The organism is Wenjunlia vitaminophila DSM 41686, from assembly GCF_000380165.1.
Taxonomy (GTDB): domain Bacteria; phylum Actinomycetota; class Actinomycetes; order Streptomycetales; family Streptomycetaceae; genus Wenjunlia; species Wenjunlia vitaminophila.
The window spans coordinates 44,909-60,249 of record NZ_KB904664.1 but is presented as its reverse complement, the minus strand read 5'-3'; the positions used below and the strand labels follow the sequence as shown (position 1 = coordinate 60,249).

Below are 15,341 nucleotides of genomic sequence, written 5' to 3'. Positions count from 1 at the left end.
TCACAGCCGCGCTGCGCTCATCGACCACTGCCGTACGCAGTTTCGCGTCCTCCACGCGGCAGGCGAGCGCGTCCCTCACCGGGTTACGTGCCTCGGCCACCGGGGCGTCCGGTTCGGTCGCACACGTGAAGGCCGGTGTCCAGGGAGCTTCCCAATCCATGGGCGGCCTCAAGCAGCAGGCTCGAGCCGCCGAACAGAGCGTTGCCCGCAGCGGCAGGTCGATGGCCGCCGCCGGGCGCAGCGCCGCCACCGGCGGCGGGCTCATGGGGCGGATGAAGACCGGCCTCCAAGGGGTGACCACTGCTCAGAAGGGCCTCAACACCGCCATGAAGAGCAACGTCTTCGGGCTGGTGCTGGCGCTGCTGATGCCGCTGATCATGAAGCTCGTGGACATGGCCATGCAGTCCAGGACGGTCCAGCGGATCGTGCAGAGCGCATTCCGGATCATCGGCCAGGTGATCAACACGACCATGCGGGTGGCCAGACAGGTCGTCCAGGCGTCGTGGAACGCGATCAGGACGGCGTTCACGGTGGTGCTGAGGGTGTTGTCCACGGTGGTGCGGACGTACTTCACCATCTACAGGACCATCATCACCACCGCGTTCCGAGTGATCAGAGTGGTCGTCCAGGCGTCGTGGAACGCGATCAGGACGGCGTTCACGGTGGTGCTGAGGGTGCTGTCCACGGTGGTGCGGACGTACTTCACCATCTACAAGACCATCATCACCACCGCCGTCCGGGCCATCACGGCCGTGATCCGCCCCCTGCTGGACTTCTTCTCGCAGCGCGTCCCGGCAGCCTTCCGCGCCGCGCGGAACGGCATCCAAGGCGCGCTGCGCGGGCTGGCGAACATCGTCCGAGGCGCGTTCAGCGCGGTGGTCGGAGCCGTCAGGGGCCCCATCAACGGCGTCATCGGCCTGGTGAACCGGGCGATCGGCGCCCTGAACCGCATCAAGGTCAGCATTCCCAGTTGGGTTCCCCCACCAGCCGGCGGCAAGTCCTTCGGCGTCAACCTCCCCACCATCCCCACCCTCGCCGGCGGAGGCATCGTGCTGCCCCGTCCCGGCGGCACCCTCGCCCTGCTCGCCGAGGCCGGGCAGGCCGAGGCGGTGCTGCCGCTGCGCCGGTTGAACAGCCTGCTCGCCGCCGGCGGCGGGGCACGGACCGTCGGGCCCGGCTCGTCCGGGGGCCACGGTGGGTTCGTCATCGAGCACTACCACGAGGCGCCCGGCTCCAGCGCCCGGCAGACCGCGGAGGAGCTGATGTTCCTGATGAAGGCGAGGGGGTGACATGGCCATCGACACCACGGACGCCGCCGCGGCCGAGCCGGGGGCGCTGATCACCGTGGACGGGCAGGTGCAGTGGGCCGACCTGCTCATGGGCCCAGGAACCGGCTACTGGATCGCCGCGGAAGGGATCACCGGCTGGGAGGAGCTCCCCGCCCTGGACACCTCGGACGCCGACCGACCGGTGGGGCACGGCGGTTGGCCGGGCTCCCAGTGGGCGCAGCCCCGCACCGTCACCGCCCAGGTGTGGTTCGCCCCGGCCTCCGGCGCAGGACCCGGGGAGGTGCTCGCCTCGCTGCGGGCGTTGCGCGCCGCCACCGCGGTGCGTGACGAGGAACAGTGGCTGGCCGTTCGGCTGCACGGGGAGACCCTGGCGGTGCGGGCCAGGGTCACCCAGCGGGTGGTCCCCACGGACCGGCAGTTCCTGACCAGCCGTCTGGCCAAGCTGACCATCCAGTGGAAGGCCAGCGACCCCCGCCGCTACGAGGCCGCGCAGCGGCGCGGCACCGTCCACCTGCCCCAGCCCGAGCCCGGTCTGTCCTGGCCGTTGACCTGGCCGCTCGACTGGGGCGCTCCGCTGTCCCTGGGGGACCTGGCGGTGGACAACACCGGCAGCGCCCCCGCCCACCCCCTGATCACCTTCGTCGGTCCGTGCACCCGGCCCAGGCTGGCGAACCGGACCACCGGCGACTGGCTGGAGTACGTGCTCACCCTGGCCCAGGACGACGTGCTGGAAGTCGACACAGCGGAGGGCACCGTGCTGTTCAACGGCACCGCCTCGCGCCGCCACACCGCGGCGAGCGGAAGCGCCCCGGAGGAGGCGTTCACCCTTCCTCCGGGCACCTCGCACCTCGCGTTCCGGGCGGACTCGGGGGACGCCCAACTCGCGACCGCGACCGTCACCTGGCGCTCGGCCGAGTGGTGATGGGTGCCGCGGCCACACCGACAAGCACCGAGGAGGCGTCGATGACCGTTCGTTCCGCCTGGCACCTGCCCAACGGGCAGACCCGCGAGGACACCCGGCTGGCCGTGGGCCTGGCCATGGCATCCACCGGGCCCCTACTGGCCAGGGCGGGGTGCGTGATCGGGGGCCTGCGGCTCTCCGGCACCGCCGCCACCAGCATGCAGGCCAGGCTCTCCCCGGGCCAGGTGTGGGTTCCCGGCACCTCCACCGCCACCCAGGGCGGCTACCCGGTCACCGTGGACGCGGACACCCTGCTGACGTTCGTCGACGGCGACGCCGCGCTGCCGCGGGTGGACGCCGTCGTGGTCAGGGTCCACGATACCGACTACGACGGGTCGGGCCGGTACGAGGCGACGCTGGAGGTCCTGGCGGGAGCCCCGGCGGCGCCCCCTGCCCCGCCCGCGGTGCCGGAGAACGCCGAACTGCTGTACGAGGTGACGGTGCCGGCGGGGGCCTCCGCCGCCAACGGGATCATCTGGGCCTCGGCCATCACCGACCGGCGCCGGTACACCGCGGCGCTCGGCGGGATCGTCCCGGCCGGCGGTGCCCGGGACGACGGGGCCCACGTGGGCCAGTACCGCGACGTCAACGGCCGGCTCGAACGCTGGGACGGCGCCGCCTGGCGGCAGTACATCCCCGACGCCGTCCTGCGGTACTCGTTCAACTACGGCTACACCACCTCCACCACCTTCGTGGAGACGCTCACCGGCGGGCCCGACACCCCGTTGACCGCGAGGTTCGTCGCGCCCGCCCGGGGATGGGTGCACGTCACGGTCGGGGCGCTCACCGCCGTGGAAGGCAGCAACGTCGCCACCATGTCGTTCCGGGTGCGGCAGGAGAGCACCGGCACCGAGATCCTGCCCCCGGTCCAGGAGCGCTCGGCTCAGTTCTCGGGCAACGGCAGGGCGTCGATCTGCACGATGTACCCGGTGGGCGGGCTGACCCCCGGGGTCGTCTACACGGCGACGGCCGTCCACCAGTCCTCCGCCGCCGGTGTCAAGGCCGAGTTCGACAACCGCTTCGTCCGCGTCGACCCGGTGGCCTGACCCGGTGGACGCCCCCTACCGCGCCGTCTTCACCGACCTGCGGACCGACCAGGCCATCGACGTGCTGCCGCTGCGTGATGTGGAGTACGACGACTACATCGGCAAACCCGGATCGCTCAGCGGCACCCTGGTCGTTCCCAACGGGCGTGTCGCCGCTCGGGTGCGCCAGGTGGTGGAGGGGCGCACCGCGGTGTACCTGGAGCGGGGGAGTGAGCCGTGCTGGGGCGGCATCGTGTGGACCCTGACCCCGGCGACCGACGACCGCGGCATCACCACGGTGGCGCTCCAGGCGGCGACGTTCGACTCGTACGCGGGCCGCCGCTACATCCGCGCGGACCTGACGTTCACCGCCACCGACCAACTCGAGGTCGTCCGTCGGCTCTGGGACCACATGCAGGCGGCGGAGGGCGGCGCCATCGGGGTGGAGTACGACCCGCTCACCTCCGGGGCGCTGCGCAGCGTGACCTACCGGGACGGCGACGAAACCCTGGTCGAGGAGGCGATCGGTCAACTCGCGGGCATGGAGCCCGGGTTCGAGACCTGGATCGCGGTGTACCGGGACCCGGCCACCGGGCGGCGGGTCAAGCGGCTCCGCCTGGGCTCCCCCCGAATCCAGGTGGGCAGCGAACCCCTGCTACTCGACCTGCCAGGAGACGTGATCTCCTACGCGTTCCCGAGGGACGCGACCCGGGGCGGCACCACCGCCCGGGCCAGGGGCGGAACCCCGCCGGGCGGGGACCGGCCGGTCATCTCGGACGAGCAGGTCGCCGGCGACCTCATCGCCGCGGGATATCCGCGTCTGGACACGACGTCCGACCACAGCACGGTCACCGACAAGGCGGCCCTGAACGCCCTGGCGCGGGCAGACCTGGCCGCCCTGCGCGGTCCTGTGGTGATCCCCTCGGTGCGGATCCGGCGCAGGTCGGGCGACACGGCGTCGCCGCTGGGCCGCACGGTGCGGCTGCGGATCAGGGACGTGTGGTTCCACGAGGGGCTCGACGCGCACTACCGGGTGGTCGGGATCAAGGTCACGGGAGCGGAGCGGGGGCGCGCGGAGACCGCGGAACTGTACCTGGAGGAGGCCCGATGAGGCCTCAGTCACCGTCGGGAAGGTGAGCCGATGCCGAATCTTCCGGAGGACATCGTGGACCGGATCAGGGCGCTGGAACGGGAGGTGCACCGGCTGACCACCTACGTCAACAGCAAGGTGGGAGCCCCGCCGGGATCAGTGACGGCGGTTCCGTCCTCACCGGCGTCCGAGGTGGAACAACCAGCCACCGACGGAACCGGGCAGCCCGAACCCTGACCGGGGACGCGCCGCCAGCCCGTCGACGCCGGGGCCGGGGCCCACCGGGGCGCCGCCTGGCCGGCCCGGCCCCCACCGCCAGGCGGGGGCCGGTGGTCTTCGCGGGCGCCAAGCGGCGCGCCCCGGGCGGCGCTACTTATCAGACAGCCCCTAGGCGGGCACGGTCGAGCTGAGCCGGGCCGCCGAGGTCCCCAGGCCGGTGGGGCCGGCCGGCAGGCCGGGCCGCACCCGGTCGGCGTTCGCGCCGCCTGCCCCGACCGTCGGGGACGCTGCGGACGAGGTGAGCCGGGGCGGGCGGGACTGTTGCCGCTTCAGGTCCGCCTCGGTGTAGCGACGGCACCCGTGGTGCCAGGTGAGGATGGCCGAGAGCCAGTTCTCCAGGTCCCGCAGGTACGCCTGGAGCGCCTGGCGGGCCTCAGGACCGAGACCGAGGTCGTCGCAGAGCACGGGCAACTCGTGCGCCGTGACGTGCTGGAACTGAGCCATGCGGTCGTTCATCAGGTCACCGATGATGGCGACCCCCGTCGGGTAGTCGCAGTCGAAGAAGTTCTGCACCACGAGCACCGCGTTGTGCACCTCGCCTTCGAACTCGATCTCCTTCTGATAGGAGAACACGTCGTTGACCAGGCACGCGAAGTCCATGGCGGCGTTCTCCAGCAGCTCAACCGTGCCGCTGGCGTAGACCTCGTCCGGAACGCCGTGGGAGTGGGACAGCCGGCACAGGCTCATGGTCAGCCGTGAGCCGAAGGTCAGCCGGCGCATCTCCATGTAGTCCACCGGGTCGGGGATGCGGTTGAGCGCCTGGTTGTCGAGCTCCCACAGCCAACTGCCCGTCATCTCCTCGACCGCACCCCGCAGGGCTCGCCTGGCAGGCAGGGGCATCCCCGTGGCGGAACGCGCCCACAGGTCCGCGAGCCCGCGTTCGAGGGCGTTGGCCGGTGCCAGCCGCGTCCCGGGGTGTTCCAAGGGCATGAAGGCGGCGAGCCGTTCGGTGCAGATCCTGGCGCCGGCCAGGTCGCGGGTCCGGCCGAACACGACGGGGTAGTAGTCGTCGCCGTAGGTGCCCCAGGCCAGCCACGCGGAGACGAGGTCGAGCTCCGCGGGCGACGCGTCCGGGTGCAGGCCGGCGGCGCACAGCGGAAGGTCGTAGTCCAGCAGCCGCTCCCGGTCCCAGACGTGCGATCCGGGCACGCCGGGCTGGGGCTCGAGGATGCCCATGCGCTGGGCCCAGGTGACCAGGGCACGTCGGGCGCCCGGCAGGTGCGGACTGAGCCGGGTGGCGAACGGCATGGAGATCTCGGGCAGCCGCGACGGCCCGACCCGCTGGTGCGGGACGTGCGTGAACCGGCGGGCCCTGGCCACCTCGGCCCGGCTGGTGGTCGTCGGGAGCAGAGCCTTGGTGCCCAGGCCGGTGGGGCCGGGGAGCCGGAGCCCGCCGGGCGCGGGCTGGCCCGTCGCCACCTGTCCCTCGTTCATGTACCGGCTCGAGCGCAGGTGCCACTCGTGGCCGCCGGCCTGCCAGTCCTGGAGCCCCTTCACATACGCCGTGACGTCCGCCACCTGCCGCGGGTCGAGACCGTACTCGGCGCAGAGCGCGGGCACCTCGGCGAGGGCGGTGTGCTCGAACTGTTGGAGCCGGGAGGTGAGCAGGTCGTTCACCACCTCGGCGGCCTCCTGCGTGGAGCAGTCGAGGAACGTCTCGAGCACCAGCACCCCGTTGGACATCTCGCCCTCCTGCTGGGTCTCGCGCTGGTACGAGAACAGGTCGTTGCGCAGGTGCACCCCGTCGGAGAAGGCGTCCCGCAGCACCCGCAGCGGACGGGAGTCCGAGACGGCCTCGGGGACCTCGGCGTGGGCCGCGAACTCCACGAGGCCCGCCGACCAGGGGGCACCGCCCACCTTCCGCCGCATCTCGATGTACTCGACGGGGTTGGGGACGCGACCGGCGTCGATGTTGGACAGCTCCCACAGCGACTCGTTGAGCAGGTTGCGGGTGGACTCGGCGAACCGGGCGCGCCAGTGCGCCGACATCGACGGCACCGTCCTGGCCCACAGGTCGGCCAACCCGGCCTCGACCGGGTTCTCCGGTGGGGGCGGCGTCCCGTCGGGGTCCGGGGGCATGAACGCCGGCAGACGGTCCAGGTACGCCTTGCCGCCGCGACGGTCGTTGGTGCGCTTGAACAACTCCAGGAAGTGGTCGTCGAAGAAGAACACCCACACGTACCAGTCGGTCACCAGCGACAGGTCAGGGCCGGTGGCGTCGGGGTGGGTGTAGGCACACAGCAGTGCGTAGTCGTGTGCCTCGAGATCGGCCTGCTCCCAGATCCCCGACCCCTCGAGCATCCCCATGTCCCGGGCCCACCGGGTGGAGTGGGCCCGGGCCTGGTCGAGGTGCGGGTTGAGCCGGGCGGGGTACGGCGTGTAGAACTCCGGCAGGTCGAACGGCTGCGGATCACGCTTCTCGTCGATCGCTGGCCTCCTGAGGGCGGTGGGGCGGTCCTCGCCCGTGCGGGTCGGTACCCGGGGCGGCGCCGTCGCCGGTTCCATCGGGCCGCGCCTCCCCGCGGCACCACGGAGAAAGACAAGAGCGGCTACGGAACGTCATCGACACGACGCGTTAAGTAATGGTGAGGGTTTCGCCTTCACCCTGCCCAGGTGCCGGACCGGAACTCCACGCGAACGAGTGAACCCGGCGCCAGCGCCGGGTTGCTCGCGTGACGGGCGGTTCCGGCTCCCCGCCGTGGCACGGACCCCCGACCCGCCTCAGCCGAACGGGCAGTACATCACGTGCAGGCCGACCCGCCCCCGCGTCGGGTGGGCGAAAGCCCCGGGCACCGTGCCGACCACCCTGAAGCCGAGCCGCCGGTAGAGCGCCACCGCCGCGTGGTTGGACTCGGCGACCGCGTTGAACTGCATGCCCGCGTAGCCCTGTTGCCGCGCCCAGTCCAACGCGAACCGGCACAGCGAACCACCCACCCCGCGCCCCCGCGCCCCGGAAGCCACCATGAAGCTCGCCGTCGAGACGTGCGCCCCCGGGCCGGGACGGTTGGGACCCATCTTCGCGGTGCCGATGACACGGTCGCCCTCCACCGCCACCACCGTCAGCCCCGGCGGCTGCTCCACCCATGTCGCACGCGACTGCTCGGCGGTCATGGTGGGGTCGTAGGTGAACGTGTCCGCGGCGCGCACCACGTCCCGGACGATCGGCCACACCTGGGACCAGTCGGCGTCAGTGAACTGTCGAATCTGCACCGGGCGCACGCTAGCCGCTGCCCACCTGCCCGGCAACGCAGTTCCTGGTCAGCGGTGGGCTTCCGCCTGTCCCGGAGCCGTGGACCGCGCGTCCCGGCGCTTCGCCCCCGTCCTGTCAGCCGACGTCGAGACCGAGGGCCGAGGCGATGACGGCCGCCTGCGCCAGGTCGATCCGTGCGCCCCGCAGGCGCACGGTGAGGGGGTCCAGCGCGGACAGGTCGGTGCCGCGGAGGTCGGCCCCGGTCAGGTTCGCGCTGTGCCACATGGCACCGGACAGGTCGGTGTTCGTCAGCGTTGCCTCCTCCAGCCGTGCCCCGGTGAGGTCGGCCTCCCGCATGCGAAGGCCGTCGAAGTGCGCCTTGCGCAGATCGGCCCCCGGAAAGCCGGTGAAGGACCAGTCCCCTCCCTCGACCCGGAACAGGGTGAACTCCGACATCTGGAACAGGCTGCCGACCATCTTGCAGTCCGTGAAGGCGGTGTCGAAGAAGGTGCAGCGGCGGAACGTGCAGTTGGTGAACGCCGCGGCGGTGTGCCGGGAGGCGTTGAACCGAACGTTGGCGAAGGTGCACTCCGTGAAGACCGCTCCGTGCTCGACGACCTCGGTGAAGTCGGTGTCCAGGAAGGTGTGCCGCGTGTAGCTGCAACCGGAGATGTCCCGGGCGTACCAGTCCTCGTGGCGGGTGACGCGCTCGGCGTCGGGAACAGGTGCCTCGTGGGAGACCGGGTCGACGTTGGCGCGCTCTGGCCGGATGGACACGGTGGTTGTCCCTCGGGTTGGTTCGGACGGGGAAAGGGACGTCCTGGTGTCCCGTGCGGGTGTGCCACGGAGGTGGGCCCGGTTGACGGGAGCGTTCGACGGGACGGAGCCGCGGGTGGCGCTTCCGGCACCTTACACAACGGGTCCCGCACCTCGTTCCGGCTGCTCCCCGTGGCCGAGGGGCAGGGCCCGGGTGCCTGGGTGTGGGGACTGGGTGGCCTCACCGACCGAGCCGTCCTCCTCACAACCCCGTCAGCACCTGGGGGGACAGTGTCTTGATCATCGTGTTGGTCCAGCGGACCTGTCGCAGGGTCTGCGGGTGGCAGCGGGAGACGACGTCCAGCAGCCCGGTGTCCCTGGTCGCCTGCGCGGCCTGGGCCAGCATCTCCCAGTGCAGGGAGTTCCTGGAGGCGGCGAGGTACAGCTCGCGCAGGTCACGCAGGAGCAGCAGACCGGGCTCAGGACGGCGCCCGACGGCCTCCGCGGCCCTGGTCCGCACCCCGGCCAGCAGGTCGGACGAGCGGTTGCTCGAGGGCCAGCGCAGGTTCAGGCCGCGCTGGGCCGCCACGGCGACGAGCCGGGTGTGGTGTTCCCGGGACCAGCGGGCGAGGTCCCCGGCGACGTGGCAGAACTCGTGCTCGGTGCGGTGGCGTTGCGCGGCGGCGAGGAACCTGTGCTCTAGGCGCCGCTCCCCGTGGTCCAGGGCGCGCAGGGCGAGGCCGACGCCGTTCATGACCGGCTCCCGTCGCCTGCTTCGGCGTCGGGCACGACCTGGGACGCGTGTGCCAGGGCGCCGCCGACCGTGGCGGGGACGTCCGCGGGAGCGACGGGCGCCGAGGCGGTGGTGGTCGGTGCCGGCGCGGGGGTGCCGTCGCCGTGCTCCACCAGGGTGATCCTCGCTGCGGAGATCTTGAACAGCGGCTGTTTGGAGACCGGGTCCCAGTCGGTGACGGTGGTCTCGTTGGCGGCCCGCCCGGCACCGCCCACGGCCGGGCGGTCCCCACCGGGGGCGTCCCAGTATCCGTAGTGGAAGGGCAGGAAGACCATGCCGTCGCGGATCGCGGTGACCCTGAGCCGGCCCCGGACGGAGCCGCGCCGGGTGGTGACCTCCACCAGGTCCCCCTCGGCGAGCCCGCGGGCCTCGGCCTCGGCGGGGGACAGCTCGGCCCACACGTCGGGGGCGGCGGCGTCGAGCTGGGGGACGCGCCCGGTCTTGGTGCGGGTGTGGAAGTGGTAGAGAGTACGACCGGTGTTGAGCTGGAGCGGGAACTCCTCGGACGTCTCCTCGTGTGGCGGCAGGTACTCGGCGGCCTTCAGCACGGCCTTGCCGTCCGGGTTCAACGCCCGGTACTCCACCTCGCTCACCGAGGCGCCGGTGACCAGGTCCCTGCCGTAGGTCTCGCTGACGTCCGCGCCCGCCCAGGTGATGCCGTCGGTGTAGAGGCGCTCGGTGCCTTCGGGGGCCTGGTCGGTGCAGGGCCACTGGATGCCGCTGCCGCCGCGCAGACGCTCGTAGCTGAGGCCCGTGTAGTCGCACGGCCGACCCGCGCTGCAGAGTTTCCACGCCTCGAACGCCGACGGCGGGTCGTGCCAGTGCACCAGCGGCTGACCGTCCCTGTCCCGGAAGTCCATCCGGCGGGCGTAGTCGAGCAGGATGTCCAGGTCCGCCCGGGCGAGCCCCGGAGGATCGACCGCCTTCTCCGACAGGTGCACCGTGCGGTCCGCGTTGGTGAAGGTGCCGGTCTTCTCCGCCCAGGTGGCGGCGGGCAGCACCACGTCGGCGAGGCGGGCGGTCTCGGTGAGGAACAGGTCCTGGACGACGGTGAACAGGCGTTCCTGGGCGAGAATGGCGCGGACGCGGGCGAGTTCCGGCAGGGACACCGCCGGATTGGTGCCGCTGATCCACAACATCCGCAACGACCCCGCCTCGGCGAAGCGGAACATCTGCATGGCCGGGGTCGGCGGCGCGTAGTGGGGGATGGCCTCCGGGGCGACGTTCCACACCCGGGCGAGCTCGGCCACGTGCGCGTCGTTCTCCCAGTTGCGAAACCCGGGCAGGTCTCCGTTGGCTCCGCACTCACGGGTGTTCTGCGCGGTGGGCTGACCGTTCATCTGGAGCAGCCCGCAGCCCGGCCGGCCCAACATCCCCCGCAGCAGGTGCAGGTTGTTGACCTGGACGGCCGCCGCGGTGGCCTGGTGCGACTGGTAGACACCCTGCAGGACCGTGGAGAGCAACCGCTCCGCGGTGCCGATGACGTCGGCCGCCTCGCTGATCGCCCGGGCCGGGACGTCACAGATGCGCGCGGCCCACTCCGGGGTGCAGTCGGCGACGCGGTCGGCGAGCTCCTCGAAGCCGACGGTGTGGGCCCGCACATAGGCGTGGTCCACCCGGTCGGTCCGGATGATCTCGTGCAGCAGGGCGTTGAGCAGGGCCACGTTGGTGCCCCCGCGGGGCGCGAGGTGCACCTGGGCCCGGCGGGCCACCGGGGTCGGCCTGGGGTCCACGCAGACCAGGCGGGGCGGTGCCGTCCCGGCCAGCCGGTCCAGGACCCGCGCCCACAGCACCGGCTGGGTCTCGGCCATGTTGTGGCCGAAGAGGGCGATGGTGTCGGCGTGGTCCACGTCGGTGTACGAGCCGGGCTGGCCGTCACAGCCGAAGGTCTCCTTCAGGGCCTCGCCGGCGGTCGCCGTGCACAGCCGGGTGTTGCCGTCCAGGTGGTTGGTGCCGATGCCCGCCCGGGCGATGACCGTCAGGGTGTAGTACTCCTCGAGGAACAACTGTCCGCTGGTGTAGAAGCCGATCGAGCTCGGCCCGCGCTGCCGCAGCAGTTCCTTGGAGCGGGTGACGACGCGGTCCATCGCGGTGGGCCAGTCGCACTCCACCAGGCGGTCACCGTCCCGGACCAGCGGCCGGGTGAGTCGGGCGGGGGAGGCCACCGCCTGCCACCCGAACAGGTCCTTGGGTCCCAGACGTCCGCGGTTGACCCGGTCCGCCCCGCGCCCCCGCACCCCCACGATCCTGCCGTCGCGCACCGCGACGTCCATCGCGTCCCCGTTGGAGTGCAGCAGGGAGGAGGTCTGCACCCACTGGTCCACGTCCTGCGGCGCGACTCCGTCCTCCAGGTACGTGTCGGTGCGGACGGGCCAGGCGGTGCCGGGGCCGTAGGGCGTGCGTCCTCCCCAGGGGTCCGCGATCCGGTCAACCGAAGCGTCCACGGCGCGCCTCCCACTGCTCGGGACAGGTCACCGGCGCGCGTACCCCACTTCGTCACCTCGCATGCGGACCGCGAAGGACACCCCCCGTTCGGCAGCGGTCACGTTCCCCCGACTGGTGACCCACCCGCTTCGGCGCTCCCCTCCCGCAGCGGGCCCGACCCCTCAGCCGCCCTCCGCCGGACGGTTCAGCCCCACGCCTCCGCCGCCCGCACGTCGCCGTCGACGATGACGCCGGAGCGTACGGTGTAGGCACCCGCGAAGTACCGGTGCCCGCCCGTCTCGGTGGCGTCGATCCGCACCCGCACCGACGTGCCCTCCACGCTGACGATCTCCACCCGCACGTGTTCGGTCTCGGAGAAACCGGCGGCGAACTCCTCGTAGGAGTCCGCGAAGTGGCTGCCCCCCAGGTCCCAGGCCCGCCGGTAGTCACCCTCGTTGATCGCGGTGTAGTACTCCGTGACCACCCGGGCGGGAGGTGTCCGGGTGGGCGAGGGCTCGGGTTCGTCCGTCGGGGACGGCGCCACGTCCTGTGTCGGCGTGGAGGTGGCCGGGGCCGGGCTCCTCGGGGCAGGCGCCGCGGCCGTGGGCTCGGACGGTGGCGCCTGGACCGGGCTGGAGGGCGATGCGGAGGTGGACGGCCGCTCGCCCGCCGCCGGGCTCCGCCGGTGCTCCTGCTCCCCACCGGTGGCCACCACGGCCACGGTCACCGCCACCGCGGCCGTCAGCGCCGCGCCGGCCAGCACGGGAACCACCCAGCGACGCGGCCTGGCTGACCGCGGGTCATCGGAGCCGGAGGTGTCCGGGGGCGGGGTGTCACCGCCGAGCAGCCCGGCACTCGGGGGCCGCCAGCGTGCGTCGGACACGTCGCCCGGCAGGGGCGGGGCCGTCGGAGGATGGGACGGTGGGGGAGGGCTGTCAGGACCCGGACGGGGGGTCTGCTGCACCGGGACCACCGTGCCCAGGTGGGCCGTGGGTGTACTGCTGGGTGCGGCCACCACGCCCAGGTGCGCCGTGGGCGTGCTGGTCGGTGCGGCGGGCACCGCCAGGTGGGCCGTGGGCGTGCTGGTGGGAGGAGGCGGCGCGGTCGGTGGCTGCGGCGGGACCGGTGGCACCCCCGGCGCGCCGGATGGCGGAACGGGTCGTGCGTGCTGCGCTGGTTCGGTCATGGTGATTCCCCCGTGACGGACAACGGCTGCGGGCCCCGGCGTCCAGGCCGGTGCTGGACCGACTCGCGCCGTCACCGACCCGTGAACTCCCCTGGCTCGGTGTCACCAGTATCACGGAAACCCGAAGTCGAACGGTTCCGCCCACGGCAACATCCGCCACCCCGCTGCCACCACCGTCCGCCAGGACGTCCTCGGCGCGGCCTCCCGGCGATGCCCGCGCCCCCGCCCCGTCACAACCGTGGAGCTAGACCGGGGGGAGGTCGGGATCGAAGGCGAGCACGGCCACGTCGTCCTGGATCTCGCCAGCGAAGGTGATGACGTCGTGCCAGATCATGTTGACCAGGATCGCGGGGTCACTGGGAGGACGGGCCGTGCCCTCGGACGCGTCCGCCCCGTTCGGACGGGGGCTGGTGAGGACGGCCAGCCGTTGCTTCAGGGGGTAGAACTCACCGGCGGTGTTGCGCGCCTCGGTGAGGCCGTCGGTGTGCACCAGGAGCCGGTCGCCGGGGCGCAGCGTCATGGTGAGTGTCGCGGACGGGGCGGGCACCGGCATGCCCAACCCCAACGGCGTGTCCGGTTCGACGGGCAGTTCCGCGGCGTGGTTCCCCCGCAGGAGGAGCGGGGGCGGGTGTCCCCGGGAGATCACCCGGACCACGGGTTGCCCGCTGGGGAACTCCAGGAGGACCGCCGTGGCGAGCAACTCGGAGCTCTCGGGGCCGTCGTCCTGCTTCCTCCGGTCGTGTTGCGCGATGACGGTGCCCAGTACCCGGTCGTCCGCCGCCGCCCGGACCGTCTGGGCGGCGGGGGAACCCCCGGACCTCCGCGTGTGGCGTTCGTCGCGGGCGTCGGCCGCGTCGACGAGCAGTCGGCGGTCGAGTCGGTCAGCGACGCCGGCGAGGTCGGGCATGTCCAGCACGGCCTCACGGAACGCGCCGAGGATGGCGCTGACGGTGTCGACCGCGGCGAGCCCGTGCCCCTGGACGTCCCCGACCAGGGCCCGTACGCCGTACGGGCTGCGTCGCACGTCGAACAGGTCCCCGCCGACCAGTGTCCCCCGCAGGGCCGCCCGGTAGATGCCGCCGCAGCGCACGTGGGCGACGCGTTCCGGCAGCGGCGGCAGCACGGCCATCTGGGCCACTTCGGCCACGGTCCGCACGCTCACGAGCTGCGCCTCACGACGCATGCGCACCTGGGCGAAGAAGGCACTGGCCAGGGACACGGAGGCGATGACCACGATGTCGGTCTTGGCGGGCTGTTGGGACTGCACCATGGGCAGGAGCAGGATGCCCAGCGCGGCGGCGCCGAACACCGCGGTGGCGACAGGCCCGTACCACAGTGCCGCCAACGGGGGGATCGCGGCGAGGAGAAGCCCCAGGTTCGGCCTGTTCTCCAGAACCGTGTTCACCACGGCGAGGGCGAGCAGCAGCACGACCGGGATCATGCGGACCCAGGTGGGAGGCGGGGCCCCACCCCACCGGGGCCATTCGTGCTCGGCATGACCGCGGGCTCGTGCCCCTGCCATCTCGCTCCTCCTGTTCGCGCCCCTGCTCGAGTGGGCGCCTCGGAGGCGGCCCGTTCACACCCTGCTACGCCCCGGGTCCGGGTGGAGCGCGACGCACGCCGACACCGGGCCAGCTCACCCTGACGCCCACCTCGGCACCGCCCCGTTCCCCACCTGACGTGACCGGGCCGATCCCACCCTCCAGGGGGCGTGCGGACTTTCCGGGAACGGCCCCCGCCGAATGGCGGCGGGCGGGGAACATACTCCGGTGCGGCACCCGGGACCGGTGCGTTAGTTTCAGTTCCGCGGGGCGGCTCCGAGCGCGCTTCCTTCTCCAGTACCTCATTAAAGATGCCGAGCGTTCTCACTTCCCGCCCCGCACCCAAGGGCACCAGCACCCGAATCGCATCAGCCGCCGAATCGCGCAGCATCCGGATCGGCCCGCACCGTGACGGTCCCGTGCGGACCTCACCGCAGCGCCACACCGCCGCCCGGGCTCCGCGACAACCACGCCATCGGCGCCGGTGCCGCTTTCCTTGATGTCGCTACCTTTTCCGACGAACGACCCTCGGCTTGTTCGTTCTCGTGGAGAGCCCGGGACGGAGAAGAGAAGTGGTGTACCGCTTCCGGTATTTCCTTCCGCGTTCCCGGGAACCGCGTGAAAACCTGAGCGCTGACGCCACGGGTCACCAAGGAAAGCGCGGCTCGTCGGCACCTGTGATCGCCATCGGCCCCGGGCCGCACGGACAGAAGAGGGGGGAGGACCAAAGCATGGCATCGACCACGACGACGGGAACCACGGCGGCCGTGGGGGCCGTCCTGGTCTCGCCGCCGTCCTGTTGTCCCG

General features: G+C 72.3%; 12 protein-coding genes. 5 read left to right on the top strand and 7 right to left on the bottom strand.

What is annotated here, in order from left to right; all coding sequences use genetic code 11:
* The first annotated feature begins 158 nt into the window (after nucleotides 1-158).
* The 5 genes from A3IG_RS0111805 to A3IG_RS0111785 are packed head-to-tail and all read left to right on the top strand — an operon-like array spanning nucleotide 159 to nucleotide 4,602.
* Nucleotides 159-1,289 carry a hypothetical protein gene (locus A3IG_RS0111805; protein WP_018383776.1) on the top strand — a complete coding sequence of 377 codons (1,131 nt, stop codon included), beginning with the start codon at nucleotides 159-161 and terminating at the stop codon, nucleotides 1,287-1,289.
* A 1-nt stretch (nucleotide 1,290) separates the two neighbouring features.
* The gene (locus tag A3IG_RS0111800; protein WP_018383775.1) at nucleotides 1,291-2,211 is read left to right on the top strand and encodes a phage distal tail protein; all 921 of its coding nucleotides are present in this window, start codon (nucleotides 1,291-1,293) and stop codon (nucleotides 2,209-2,211) included.
* A gap of 41 nt (nucleotides 2,212-2,252) precedes the next feature.
* Nucleotides 2,253-3,296: a hypothetical protein gene (locus A3IG_RS0111795; RefSeq protein ID WP_018383774.1), complete on the top strand. Its 1,044-nt coding sequence runs from the start codon at nucleotides 2,253-2,255 to the stop codon at nucleotides 3,294-3,296.
* Between the two features lie 4 nt (nucleotides 3,297-3,300).
* Nucleotides 3,301-4,386, top strand: coding sequence for a hypothetical protein (locus A3IG_RS0111790; protein WP_018383773.1), 1,086 nt, complete (start codon nucleotides 3,301-3,303; stop codon nucleotides 4,384-4,386).
* 30 nt (nucleotides 4,387-4,416) lie between these two features.
* A complete protein-coding gene (locus tag A3IG_RS0111785) occupies nucleotides 4,417-4,602 on the top strand; it encodes a hypothetical protein (RefSeq protein ID WP_018383772.1) in 186 nt (61 codons plus the stop codon).
* A 150-nt stretch (nucleotides 4,603-4,752) separates the two neighbouring features.
* Here A3IG_RS0111785 and A3IG_RS0111780 read toward each other — a convergent pair whose 3' ends face one another.
* The 7 genes from A3IG_RS0111780 to A3IG_RS29405 all read right to left on the bottom strand — a co-directional run bounded on the left by A3IG_RS0111780 (nucleotide 4,753) and on the right by A3IG_RS29405 (nucleotide 14,434).
* A complete protein-coding gene (locus A3IG_RS0111780) occupies nucleotides 4,753-7,149 on the bottom strand; it encodes a terpene synthase family protein (RefSeq protein ID WP_018383771.1) in 2,397 nt (798 codons plus the stop codon).
* Nucleotides 7,150-7,365: 216 nt separating this feature from the next.
* On the bottom strand, nucleotides 7,366-7,863 hold the full coding sequence (locus A3IG_RS0111775) for a GNAT family N-acetyltransferase (RefSeq protein WP_018383770.1): 498 nt from the start codon (nucleotides 7,861-7,863) through the stop codon (nucleotides 7,366-7,368).
* Between the two features lie 106 nt (nucleotides 7,864-7,969).
* Nucleotides 7,970-8,611, bottom strand: coding sequence for a pentapeptide repeat-containing protein (locus A3IG_RS0111770; RefSeq protein WP_018383769.1), 642 nt, complete (start codon nucleotides 8,609-8,611; stop codon nucleotides 7,970-7,972).
* Between the two features lie 241 nt (nucleotides 8,612-8,852).
* Nucleotides 8,853-9,344 carry a hypothetical protein gene (locus tag A3IG_RS0111765; RefSeq protein ID WP_018383768.1) on the bottom strand — a complete coding sequence of 164 codons (492 nt, stop codon included), beginning with the start codon at nucleotides 9,342-9,344 and terminating at the stop codon, nucleotides 8,853-8,855.
* The gene (locus tag A3IG_RS0111760) at nucleotides 9,341-11,827 is read right to left on the bottom strand and encodes a molybdopterin oxidoreductase family protein (protein WP_018383767.1); all 2,487 of its coding nucleotides are present in this window, start codon (nucleotides 11,825-11,827) and stop codon (nucleotides 9,341-9,343) included. The genes A3IG_RS0111765 and A3IG_RS0111760 overlap by 4 nt, the downstream gene beginning before the upstream one ends.
* Nucleotides 11,828-12,012: 185 nt before the next feature.
* Complete coding sequence (locus tag A3IG_RS35700) at nucleotides 12,013-12,993, bottom strand: hypothetical protein (protein ID WP_157862294.1); 981 nt, start codon at nucleotides 12,991-12,993, stop codon at nucleotides 12,013-12,015.
* A gap of 244 nt (nucleotides 12,994-13,237) precedes the next feature.
* On the bottom strand, nucleotides 13,238-14,434 hold the full coding sequence (locus A3IG_RS29405; RefSeq protein ID WP_018383764.1) for a PP2C family protein-serine/threonine phosphatase: 1,197 nt from the start codon (nucleotides 14,432-14,434) through the stop codon (nucleotides 13,238-13,240).
* Nucleotides 14,435-15,341 lie beyond the last annotated feature (907 nt).

Coding starts and splice junctions, on each gene's coding strand:
- A3IG_RS0111780 (WP_018383771.1), bottom strand. CDS start 7,149: ATGGAACCGGCGACGGCGCCGCCCCGGGTACCGACCCGCACGGGCGAG.
- A3IG_RS0111795 (WP_018383774.1), top strand. CDS start 2,253: ATGACCGTTCGTTCCGCCTGGCACCTGCCCAACGGGCAGACCCGCGAG.
- A3IG_RS0111800 (WP_018383775.1), top strand. CDS start 1,291: ATGGCCATCGACACCACGGACGCCGCCGCGGCCGAGCCGGGGGCGCTG.
- A3IG_RS35700 (WP_157862294.1), bottom strand. CDS start 12,993: ATGACCGAACCAGCGCAGCACGCACGACCCGTTCCGCCATCCGGCGCG.
- A3IG_RS0111785 (WP_018383772.1), top strand. CDS start 4,417: ATGCCGAATCTTCCGGAGGACATCGTGGACCGGATCAGGGCGCTGGAA.
- A3IG_RS29405 (WP_018383764.1), bottom strand. CDS start 14,434: ATGATCCCGGTCGTGCTGCTGCTCGCCCTCGCCGTGGTGAACACGGTT.
- A3IG_RS0111765 (WP_018383768.1), bottom strand. CDS start 9,344: ATGAACGGCGTCGGCCTCGCCCTGCGCGCCCTGGACCACGGGGAGCGG.
- A3IG_RS0111805 (WP_018383776.1), top strand. CDS start 159: ATGGGCGGCCTCAAGCAGCAGGCTCGAGCCGCCGAACAGAGCGTTGCC.